The organism is Rothia nasimurium (assembly GCF_004569295.1).
GTDB classification, from domain to species: Bacteria; Actinomycetota; Actinomycetes; order Actinomycetales; family Micrococcaceae; genus Rothia; species Rothia nasimurium_B.
Map to the genome: position 1 here is coordinate 38,346 of NZ_SPQC01000021.1, position 10,069 is coordinate 48,414.

Sequence of the window (10,069 nt, forward strand, 5' to 3'; positions counted from 1 at the left end):
TTTGGTGCTCAATCACACCTGACGAATATTAGGCGCCGACGCGGAAACGCTCGAAAACGGTTGCGGTTGCACCGTTCTCCTCGAGAACTGCAGCTACAGACTTTGAGGAGTCCTTAGCAAAGTCCTGGTCGAGCAGGGTGTTTTCCTTGTAGAAAGCCTTGAGCTTACCTTCAACGATCTTGGGGATGATCTGCTCGGGCTTGCCTTCGCCGCGTGCGGTTTCTTCAGCAACACGCTTCTCGGCCTCGATGTCCTCAGCTGAGATGGAGTCTGAGTTGAGGTACTTGGGGCTCATTGCAGCGATGTGAACGGCTACGTCGTGAGCAACTTCCTCGGTGTTGTCGCCAGCTACTGCGAGCAGAACGCCAACCTGTGCGGGCAGGTCCTTGGAGGTCTTGTGCAGGTAAACTGCAACGTTCTCGCCCTCAACGCGAGCTACGCGGCGGACAACGATCTTTTCGCCGAGCAGGGCGCCTGCTTCGGTGGTGAGCTCGTCGACGGTCTTACCTTCGTAAGAAGCTGCCTTGAGTTCTTCCAGGGTGAAAGCGTTAGCGGCAACTGCTGCTTCGAGAACGTCGTTACCGAACTTGATGAAGGGCTCGGACTTAGCAACGAAGTCGGTTTCTGAGTTAACTTCAATCATGAAGCCAACGCCGTTTTCTACGCGGGCAGCAACGAGGCCTTCTGCGGTTGCACGGCCTTCGCGCTTGGTGACGCCCTTGAGGCCCTTAACGCGGATGATTTCCATTGCCTTCTGCTGGTCGCCGTTGGCCTCGTCGAGGGCCTTCTTGACGTCGAGCATGCCTGCGCCGGTCTTTTCGCGCAGAGCCTTGATGTCGGCTGCGGTGTAGTTCGCCATGGTGAACTCCTTATATTTTGAACAGATTAGGGAAATCTATTGGGTTCCTGCCAGTATCTTCGGCAGAAGAGGTGAGAACGGCACCCACCGAATGTGGGCGGGTGCCGTTTCTCTTATGAGGCTTTACTTAGCTTCTTCAGCGGGTGCTTCTGCCTTAGCAGCTTCGTGCTGCTCGAGCAGTTCGCGCTCCCATTCAGCCATGGGCTCTTCGGAAACGTTAGCTGACTTGCCGGCCTTCTTGTTTTCGCGTTCCAGCAGACCTTCAGCAACTGCGTCCGCGATGACGCGGGTGAGCAGGTTGACGGAGCGGATTGCGTCGTCGTTGCCGGGGATGGGGAAGGAAACTTCGTCGGGGTCGCAGTTGGTGTCGAGGATAGCAACTACGGGGATGCCAAGCTTCTGAGCTTCGTCAACAGCCAGGTGTTCCTTCTTGGTGTCAACAACCCAGATCAGTGAGGGAGCCTTGGTGAGGTTACGGATACCACCGAGGGTCTTTTCGAGCTTCTCGTGCTCGCGACGCAGAAGCAGCAGTTCCTTCTTGGTGAACTGTGAGCCTGCGACGTCGTCGAAGTCGATCTGCTCGAGTTCCTTCATGCGCTCGATGCGCTTTGAAACGGTTGCGAAGTTGGTGAGCATACCACCGAGCCAGCGGTGGTTGACGTAGGGCATGTTCACGCGGGTAGCCTGCTCAGCGATGGCTTCCTGAGCCTGCTTCTTGGTACCAACGAACAGAACGGTGCCGCCGTGAGCAACGGTTGCCTTAACAGCTTCGTAAGCCTGGTCGATGAAGGCCAGTGACTGCTGCAGGTCGATGATGTAGATGCCGTTGCGCTCGGTGAGGATGAAGCGCTTCATCTTGGGGTTCCAGCGGCGGGTCTGGTGACCGAAGTGGACACCTGAATCGAGAAGCTGGCGCATAGTTACGACGGGCATGTCGTCTCCTTATGTATTAGGGGTGCCGGGCGGGCCCCTGATTCCAGGCTAGCTCCGCTCCGCGCATAGTAGTTATCGGTTTACATGTGGAGCGTGTGGGCGCAAGGCCCGCTCCCCTGGTAACGCTCAGACTTTTTCGTTGGAGTGACGAAGCTGTCTCAGACCTTCACCGGCCTGTGCCGGACCGAAAGTTCCTTATCAACTAGAGGCTAGTTGCTTCGCGTTACGCGACGTCAGATCCCGGGTGAAGCTCGCGTGAATGGCTCGCCAAGGAGGGGTCTCTATGTAAAGGGATTCCCCTTGCCCTCGCACTGCCTGTTTTTGGGAAGGGCGCAGGGGCAAACTGCAATCAACAACTATACCGCATTATTGGGCTTTAATCACCGGGGTTTTGGCTCTTGTGGTGGCAGGTTTCCAGTGGTAAAGATGGAGGCAACCTACGGTTGGCGCCACCTGGGGTAAGGGGCGGGCACCGACTGAAAGGTTTTTGTCATGTCTTTTCTTCTATTGCGCTCTAGAAGGCTTGTGAGGTTTCTAGGGGTTTATTGCTGTGCCCTGCTTTTAGTGGGGGCAACAACCCCGCTAGCTTTTGCGGGGCGGACGCCGCCCTTGCAGGCCCCGGTGGAGGGGCAGCTTACCGTGGTTCGGGGCTTTGAGAAACCGGATGCCCGCTGGGCTGCCGGGCACCGCGGCGTTGACCTTGCGTTGGAAGCGGGTGGGAGCGTCCTTGCCCCTTATGAGGGGGAGGTAGTTTTTGCTGGAACCGTAGTTGACCGGCAGGTGCTCACTCTTGAGCACCCAGACGGGCGGCGGTCGTCCTTTGAACCTGTCATGAACCCCCTACCGGTAGGTAGCCGGGTGCAGGCCGGGGACGCCATCGCCCAGCTTGACTCTAATATCCAGCACTGTGCCCCGAGCTTTTGCCTGCACTGGGGTGTGAGGGAACCTGCCCCGGGCTCCGGAACAGCGCGCAGGGGGCTCGATTACACGAACCCCCTGCTCCTACTAGGGCTTGAAGGCCCCAGCGTGCTGTTGCCTATCGGCGGCCTAGCGGATACGCTGCACCCCACCTTCGGCGGTCCACCGCACAACCGCGCCCTTGGTGAAGCTCACCGTCACTGACCCATCGGGATGGGAAACCTCATCGGTATCGGGGAAGCCATAGCGTGCAGTTCCACCTGCTGCTGTAAATCGGCCGCCAATAGCACCGGCCTCCCACACCACGTGGGTTCGATGGTGTCGAGGGGTCCAGTAGAAGGCAAACCGACGCCCGTCAGCAAGGGCAAACTTTTGCATCGCACCACCGATGATAGCAGTCTCAGCAAAGACCGGGTAACCGTACCCGTTCTCATAACCCCCAGCTCGGTATCCAGCCCCGATCCCGCTCCCCCATCCCGCAGGGGAAATTCAGAGCTCGTGAGCATTCCAAAAGTAGCGGCTGCCCCGTGGGCGTAGCAGTAGGCTCCGATAGTACCAATCAGCGGGAAACCGCGGGTATCTGCAACAGCTGAAACTGCACGAGGAGCGTTAACAAAACGGTACCCGTTGACGTTTGATCCGGTGTCCTTAAGATATGGTGCGAATCTGCTCTACGGTCAGGTTCGGGTTGCGCTCCTTCATCATGTCGATAATGCCGCTTACATGAGGAGCCGCCATGGAGGTGCCATTAAGCGGTCCATACCCGGGCCCCGCCTGGGTATAGGCACCTGTATTCACAGTTGACCAGACATCTGATCCAACCGCACCGCCAGGGGCCAGCACATCAAGCATGAGCCCCCCCAGTTGGAGTAACCTGTCATCACATTACCGTTAGCGGTCGCACCGACCACGATAGCTCCCAGGCAGTTAGCCGGTGAGGTACCGACCGCACTTGCTCCGAAGTTACCTGCTGCCGCAACCACCGGGACGTTCCGTGCATGAGCCGCATTGATGGCGTCCTGCAGGCCCCTGGGGCAGGTTGCTGAATAGAAGCCCTCAGAGTAGTTAACGACGTGAGCCGGTGTGGAGTTAGCAGGTGCTCCGAGTACAGGCACACCGGCGCTCCAGGCAATGCCCGCAGCCTGGTCAGAAGTATAGGCGCGGCCGTTGACACCCAATAATACGGGAATGCTGGATTCGAGCGTTAGGAGCTACGCCAGCTACTCCTGCTCCGTTATCGGTTGCGGCGGCAGCGATACCAGCTACGTGGGTTCCGTGCCACATGGAACGGGGAATCTGAGGCCCCCCAGTCGCCTTCATCGTTGGGGTTGGGTTCCCAGCCGTTACCGTCCCGGCTCTAGTCAGCCGAGACAAAGTCATAGCCGGGTAAAGTCTTTGCAGCTAGTTCGGGGTGCCAGGTCTGCCCGGTATCGCGATACCGATGATGATGCCCTCGCCGGTAGCGTATCGCCAGGCACCGGGTGCATCGATAGCTCGCATATTCCACTGATGACTAGCAAAGTAAGGGTCACTAGGAGAATTACGGGGAGTAGCGGCCTGGCCGGTTGTGATGATGAGATCGGGTTCAGCGTATTCAACGTCAGGTTGCTCTTCGAGAAGCTCAACCACCTGCCCCTGGGCGGCAGCCTCACCTGTTGTGCCACCCGGAGGTGCTGCCTGAGCTACAGACGGGTCAGATATCAGTAAAAAGCCCGTTGCAAGCACCAGCGAACAGGTGCCTGCAACGGACTAGAAAAACGGCGAACGTGCCACGGTTACTCCCTCAAATATGTGTGTTACTACACAGTATACGAGATGAAGGAGTTGGCCGATATCTTATCTGCTAGCGCAGGTAGGTCACCGGAGTAACGACGCCGGTCTCGGCTGACCAGACCAGCAGGGTTTCGGTGCCGTCCGCAGCACGGAAGAGCTGCTGGGCACCGCCTTCAACGTTGTATTCGTTAGCTACCGGCTCACCAAAAGTCTCAGCGCCGCCGTGGGCATAGTAGTAGGCGCCAATGCCACCGATCAGCTTGGGCTCAACCTTATCGAGGGCCTCTTCAAGGATTACGGGGAAGTCGTAGTTGTGATGCTGAATGCCGGGCAGGACGGTGAAGTCTACGTTGTTGAAACCGGCAGCTGAGTATACCTTGTAGCCGTTTTCTGCCGCGCCATAGGCTGACCAGGCAATAGGCCAGGTGGCGCCTACGCCGTCCTCAGAGCCGATGTACCACTGCAGGGAAAAGTCCTTAGCGGTGTCTGAGGGCAGGGTCTGCATGCCGTTGCTGTTGCCGCCACCGACCATGACCGAGCCGCCGCCGGTGCGCCAGGAGTCCTGCCTATCGGCCAGCAGCTCAAAACCGGTGATTTCTGCGCCACCAGAGTGGCCGATGGTCCAGACGTTAGAAGAGTCCAGACCTGCTTCAGCGATAAAAGAGCTAGCAAAGGAACGGAACCAGTTACCGTTGGCGTCCATCGACTGCCACCAGGTAATACCGTTGCCAGTAGCGTCCTTATCGGGTGAGATTACGGGAACGAAAACCATATTGCGTTCGTTAGCAACCTCGGCCATACCCAGTAGCTGAGAGTTGTTGGGTGAGTGCACCTTGGACTGGTTAGTCTGCCAGTAGTCCCCGTCGAGGTAGAAGACAACACCCACGGGCTGGGACCAGTCGATGTTCTCTGCGTAGACATGGTAGTGGGAACTCACGCCAGCTTCTGAAGTGTAGGTTGCGAACTGGGTGGTGCTGGTGGTTGCCTGGGCGCCGGTGGAGCCTGCGACGACCAGTGAACCTGCCAGCAGACCGGTTGCGAGTACGGGCGCGGTGATGCGCTTGAGGGAGAAAGACATAGTTTCCTCTGGGATAGGTAGAATGCGAGTGATTGAAAGTGAAACTTTCCTCAGCAAATGTAGCACCCGCCAGGTAAGAGTGTGGGAACTGCGTGAGAATACCCGGTGAACGGGGCGTGTCGCCCACACCCTGGAATAGGGAGGGCAGCAGGAGGGACAGCAGGACGCCCCACCCGACTTACGGTTCGCAGGCTGTAGTCAAGCCCTGGGTAGGGCATAAAAAACGCCTTGCCTTTCTGAAAGCAGAAAGGCAAGGCGTTCATAGTAGGGCCTGCGGGGCTTGAACCCGCGACCAAGGGAATTTGAGTAAAACACACACGCCAGACCACACCAGACCACATAACCCCACGTCAGAAACCGGTTGCGCTCGCTGTCTCAAAGTTTCTGCATGTCATTTAAGGGTTATTTTTCGCTCACACTAGATGACCATTAGATGACTTTATCCGAGCACATCGAGAACCGCCGAGGCGTTCGGAGCTACCTTCTGCTGCACGATGTAATTACGGATGGTGACATCCTCGCTGGCATGACCCAGGAGTGAGGCCGCGGTGCTGACCCCCATACTCTCAGCCACAATGGTGGCTACAGTTGAGCGTGCTGTGTGTGGGGTGACCCAGTCCAGCTCTGTACCTGCCAGCATCTTGCGCAGACGCTTGCGATAGTTGTTGCCGTTCATGACGGTGCCGGCGCTTGAGGGGAAGACCCACTCGCACCACTGTCGGCGTTCTAGGAGCATATGAAGGGTGAAGGTAGGTAGGTAGATAGATGGTTTGGGCTGACCCCTCTGATTTTGGCGCGGGCTCCCAAACCGTTTTACCGCTGCTCTCTTTGACAGCCCCGGCGATGGTCGCTGTCCCAGCAATGAGGTCGATATCTTGCCAGCGCAGGCCCAAGGCTTCTGAGATTCTACAGCCGGTGCCCAGCATGAGGTCATAGATATCGAGGACGTCGCCGTGAAGAATTTTGCGCAGCTCTTGCACTTGCTCGGCGGTGAGGGCCCTGGTGGCTTTCTCGCGCTTAACGGTGACTGCGGGGACGCCGTCGACTGGGTTGCGAAGCAGGGCGTCGTGGACGACGACCAGCGCGAAGACGTTTTTGAGAATCATGCGGAGGTGCTTGGCGTTGGTGGCGCCGTGGTCTTTGCGAATGCTGGAAATGAAGGCGGCCAGGTTGCCGGTGGTGGCTTCAATGAGTAGAACGTCACCGATGGCTGGTAGTAGGTAGGAATTGATGAGGTAGCGGTAGCGGTGGAGGGTGCCAGCGGTTTTATCGTCTTTAGCTGTGAATTCTTCCCACCACCGTTCGGTGGCGTCGGCGATACTGCTTTCGTCAGTGAGGTCGTTGGAGCCTATGGTGAAGTCTTTGAGCTTGGCGAGGACGGCGCGGGAGGCGTCGGAGCGTGTGGAAGCGGTGGCTTGGAGGAGGCGGATTTTTCCGTCGATGTGACGATATCTGACCCTTGCCCTGTATTTCTTTTGGGCTAGGCGGGTGACAGTGACTTCGCCATGCTCTCCTAGCTTGAGCCTGCTGGTCATGAGGTGAACCCCTCTAGTCTAGAACGCTTGTTCGAATGCTTTAAAGATAGCTGACATGCAGCCCTGCTGAGCCACTAGCGTGCCTATTTGTGTCCCTGTAGGATTAAGCCCAAGAGAGACTTAAATCAAAACGCAGTACAGGGGAGGACTAGCTAAATGTCGCAGCCTAAGCAACTTCATGCAGGAGATAAGCAACTCGTATATCAAGCCGCCAGACAAGAAGCAGCCAAAGCTCTAGAGGCTTTTGGGGACGCTCTTACCTTCCCGGTAGATTTACGAGTGGTTTCTGAACTCATGTACGCTCAAAAACAACTGGATAGCCAGCTCGATGATATCTCGGGGATGATTCTCAAAGAGCCGGGGCAACCAGCCCAAATTCTCCTTAACGCTCAAGATTCACCGGAACGTCAGCGGTTCACGTGGGCCCATGAGTTAGGCCATCTTGCAGAGCGAACCACACTTGCCCAGGACTTTGATTATTCATTTGTTGACTTGCGGAAGCCAGGTTCGTATAGCATTCATGAGTTCTATGCTGACGAATTTGCAGGGGCGCTTCTCATGCCTGCTGCAAAGATTAGTCAGCTCCAAGAAGAAGGGAAGAGCCTTGTAGAGATGGCGCGTTTCTTTGGTGTTTCTCTGTCTGCTCTCAACACTCGTTTGCATCGTCTGACAGTAAATCCAGAATAGGGGTGTCGTTGTGGCGTCAACAGGCGGTAACTGGAACCAATACCACGATTACGCTAGCCAGTCCCTCACGGGCTCAGTAGTTCACCAAAATCTCACTCAAGACCCAGAAGCAAAGCGTAAACTCAAGCTCGTTAATGATGGTCTTGCCCAGAACCTTGCCCATCAAAAAGCTCTTTTCCGAATCATCATTTTGATTGTGGTCGGTTCTCTACTGGCTATTGTGTTGACTAATGCCTGTGCTGCTATCTGGGGGACGAATTTAGATGCTGCTGTCCTTATCTCGTTCAATGCTTCGATAGCAGTTCAATCCTTTCTGTTGCTTAATGTTATTGCGAGGTCTCTCTTCCCGGCTCCTACGCAACCAGCTGATGAAAAGTCGGCAGAGAAGTAAGCCTCGTTTCGAACAAGGCAGGGGTCTACCGTTGAGGAGGTAGTGAAGCTTCTTTCTGCAGGCGGCCTTGGGCTCTTAGCAGGTCAGGGGGCTGCGCCCCAATCGGCTAGAGGTTGCGCTAGCGCGAGAGGCTTTGTGATTCCCATCCCCCAAAGAGCTCCCGAGGTTTGGCGCTGGGTTTCCTCTCCCAGATACGAGAAGTAGACCCCCGGTTTCTTCCTTGCAGGAAGTCCAGGCAGTCTGATCGTATGCACCAAGCCAAGGGAGCTACCCTCGTACCCGACTCCTTTGTGGGCCAATGCCGGTAATGGCTCTATCTCAAGTGGAGCAGCTCTAACGCTCCTAACCGGCCGGTTGCTTGTGTTTATCCTCGGATTGCAGGGCCAAGGGTCGGGATTCAAGAACCGTAAAGTAAGAACGTCTTCCCGAGCAGGTGAATATTCACCCATTGCCAAACACTCTACACACATAACAGGTGAAAATAAAGCCAAAAAGGGAAAGGGGTGGCAAAAAATCACCCAACCGATACAATAGAACGCATGAACACACCCACCTGGACCTTCCAAGACCGCCTGCGAAAAGCACGCGAACACGCAGGCATGACCCAAAGCGAGCTCGCAGAAGCCACCGGTGTATCCCTCAACAGCCTCAACCGCTACGAAAAAGGCCAACGCTCGCCGGCCAATGATGTGGTCAGCGCTATTGCTCAAGCCACCAACGTCCCCCTGGAATGGTTCTATCAGGACGACGATACCCAGCCCGTTGCCATCCCGACAGGCGACCTGCCCGCCTCACTCACGGTCCGTTGGACGCCCGGCGGCATCGAGGTAGACCAGTAGATTTCTAGCCCCTCAGAGGGCAGTAGAGAGCCTCGACCCACAGAAGTGGGTCGAGGCTCTCTACTGTCTAGGCAGTTCAGTTTTTAGTTGCAGGACGCCCTGCGCCGTGCTTTTGCCGATAGGTTGCATCCCAGGCTTCAGCAGTATCGGGAAGCCAGCACTCTCGGCCTCCAACGGAAATGAAGTCAGCCGGCGGCAGCTCGCCTCGCTTGTATAGCCCTTGCTTGGTAAGACCCAGGAAGGTGGCTAGCTCAATGGTGCTGACGATGATGGTTTTAGCCATTGCGGCCGCCTGCTTTGAGGTGCATTACCAAGGTTGCTGTGTTGGCTGTTGCAAGAACGCCCCAGAGGATTGCCATGCCAGTGTTGCCCTGGGCTATCTGCATGATGACTAGCGTTACTGATAGCACCAGAATGGCTACGTTGAGGGCTATCAGGGTTTTTCTATTCTGGTTCACGGTGGTTTCCTTTCGGTATAGTGGGAGGGGGCTCGCCCCGAGGTAATTGCGGTATCTCGGAGCGAGCTTTCGTTTACTTGCTGTCTCGGTACATCTTGTAGGTGATGGCCGTTGCTATCGCTACCAGTAGGGTGTTGATGCAAGAAACGATGAGGGAGATAATCTCCATGTTTCCTCCACTATTTGGTTGTATTGGAGCGGTTGCTCCAACAGTTGTACTCCCCGGACGCCGGGGAGCTGGCGCTATGGGTATCAGGGGTAGGCACGGTATTTCGGCAGACACTAACACCTGGCGACCAGCCGCCTATCTTGGCTTTCAAAATGAACGCTACCGGCACCCGTATCTGGCTCTCACAGACTGAATCGGTTCTGACTACTGCTTTCACCATTGGCCCTGAGGTCACCGTGCTGGAGGCTACGGGCACCCGTATAGCCGGCGTTAAGGTTGATTACCTGGAGGACTGGGCCGATGGGCCGCGCCGGGTTGAGGCCATGAACACCCATACCCCTGTGATACGGCTCAGCGCCCTAGAGACCCAGCGCCTGCACGCTGTGCGCGGCTTCGAAAACGTCACTGCCGAGAAGATAATCTCTGAAT

The 10,069-nt window shown here is 56.5% G+C and carries 14 protein-coding genes and 1 pseudogene; 5 read left to right on the top strand and 10 right to left on the bottom strand.

Features of this window, described 5'->3' with window-relative positions; translation table 11 throughout:
• Window positions 1–28: 28 nt before the first annotated feature.
• Both tsf and rpsB read right to left on the bottom strand, forming a co-directional pair.
• Entirely contained in the window at window positions 29–859 is an 831-nt protein-coding gene (gene tsf, locus E4U03_RS07045; protein WP_135012808.1) for a translation elongation factor Ts, read from the bottom strand.
• 123 nt (window positions 860–982) lie between these two features.
• The gene (rpsB, locus tag E4U03_RS07050; protein WP_135012810.1) at window positions 983–1,792 is read right to left on the bottom strand and encodes a 30S ribosomal protein S2; all 810 of its coding nucleotides are present in this window, start codon (window positions 1,790–1,792) and stop codon (window positions 983–985) included.
• A 621-nt stretch (window positions 1,793–2,413) separates the two neighbouring features.
• Between rpsB and E4U03_RS07055 the strand changes: the two genes are divergently transcribed.
• Window positions 2,414–2,914 (top strand): M23 family metallopeptidase, encoded by a 501-nt coding sequence (locus E4U03_RS07055; protein WP_245207689.1) that lies wholly within the window; start codon window positions 2,414–2,416, stop codon window positions 2,912–2,914.
• Here E4U03_RS07055 and E4U03_RS13745 read toward each other — a convergent pair.
• From E4U03_RS13745 to E4U03_RS13570, 6 genes and pseudogenes are all read right to left on the bottom strand, one after another.
• Entirely contained in the window at window positions 2,840–3,199 is a 360-nt protein-coding gene (locus E4U03_RS13745) for a hypothetical protein (protein ID WP_416220620.1), read from the bottom strand. The two genes, E4U03_RS07055 and E4U03_RS13745, sit on opposite strands and share 75 nt — an antisense overlap.
• Before the next feature lie 159 nt (window positions 3,200–3,358).
• Window positions 3,359–4,090 (bottom strand): annotated as a pseudogene (locus E4U03_RS13750) (S8 family serine peptidase).
• Between the two features lie 21 nt (window positions 4,091–4,111).
• Window positions 4,112–4,435 carry a hypothetical protein gene (locus tag E4U03_RS07080; protein ID WP_135012823.1) on the bottom strand — a complete coding sequence of 108 codons (324 nt, stop codon included), beginning with the start codon at window positions 4,433–4,435 and terminating at the stop codon, window positions 4,112–4,114.
• Window positions 4,436–4,553: 118 nt separating this feature from the next.
• Window positions 4,554–5,561: a hypothetical protein gene (locus tag E4U03_RS07085; RefSeq protein ID WP_135012825.1), complete on the bottom strand. Its 1,008-nt coding sequence runs from the start codon at window positions 5,559–5,561 to the stop codon at window positions 4,554–4,556.
• A 439-nt stretch (window positions 5,562–6,000) separates the two neighbouring features.
• The gene (locus tag E4U03_RS13565; protein ID WP_265588571.1) at window positions 6,001–6,237 is read right to left on the bottom strand and encodes a tyrosine-type recombinase/integrase; all 237 of its coding nucleotides are present in this window, start codon (window positions 6,235–6,237) and stop codon (window positions 6,001–6,003) included.
• Entirely contained in the window at window positions 6,128–7,096 is a 969-nt protein-coding gene (locus E4U03_RS13570) for a tyrosine-type recombinase/integrase (RefSeq protein WP_135012829.1), read from the bottom strand. The genes E4U03_RS13565 and E4U03_RS13570 overlap by 110 nt, the downstream gene beginning before the upstream one ends.
• Before the next feature lie 156 nt (window positions 7,097–7,252).
• Between E4U03_RS13570 and E4U03_RS07100 the strand changes: the two genes are divergently transcribed.
• From E4U03_RS07100 to E4U03_RS07110, 3 genes are all read left to right on the top strand, one after another.
• Entirely contained in the window at window positions 7,253–7,783 is a 531-nt protein-coding gene (locus tag E4U03_RS07100; RefSeq protein WP_135012831.1) for an ImmA/IrrE family metallo-endopeptidase, read from the top strand.
• A 10-nt stretch (window positions 7,784–7,793) separates the two neighbouring features.
• The gene (locus E4U03_RS07105) at window positions 7,794–8,174 is read left to right on the top strand and encodes a hypothetical protein (RefSeq protein WP_135012833.1); all 381 of its coding nucleotides are present in this window, start codon (window positions 7,794–7,796) and stop codon (window positions 8,172–8,174) included.
• A 539-nt stretch (window positions 8,175–8,713) separates the two neighbouring features.
• A complete protein-coding gene (locus E4U03_RS07110; protein WP_135012835.1) occupies window positions 8,714–9,013 on the top strand; it encodes a helix-turn-helix domain-containing protein in 300 nt (99 codons plus the stop codon).
• 76 nt (window positions 9,014–9,089) lie between these two features.
• Here E4U03_RS07110 and E4U03_RS07115 read toward each other — a convergent pair whose 3' ends face one another.
• On the bottom strand, window positions 9,090–9,296 hold the full coding sequence (locus tag E4U03_RS07115; protein ID WP_135012836.1) for a hypothetical protein: 207 nt from the start codon (window positions 9,294–9,296) through the stop codon (window positions 9,090–9,092).
• On the bottom strand, window positions 9,289–9,471 hold the full coding sequence (locus E4U03_RS07120) for a hypothetical protein (protein ID WP_135012838.1): 183 nt from the start codon (window positions 9,469–9,471) through the stop codon (window positions 9,289–9,291). The genes E4U03_RS07115 and E4U03_RS07120 overlap by 8 nt, the downstream gene beginning before the upstream one ends.
• A gap of 309 nt (window positions 9,472–9,780) precedes the next feature.
• Here E4U03_RS07120 and E4U03_RS07125 point away from each other — a divergent pair.
• Window positions 9,781–10,069: hypothetical protein (locus tag E4U03_RS07125; RefSeq protein ID WP_135012840.1), on the top strand; the 289-nt coding region annotated here is incomplete at its 3' end.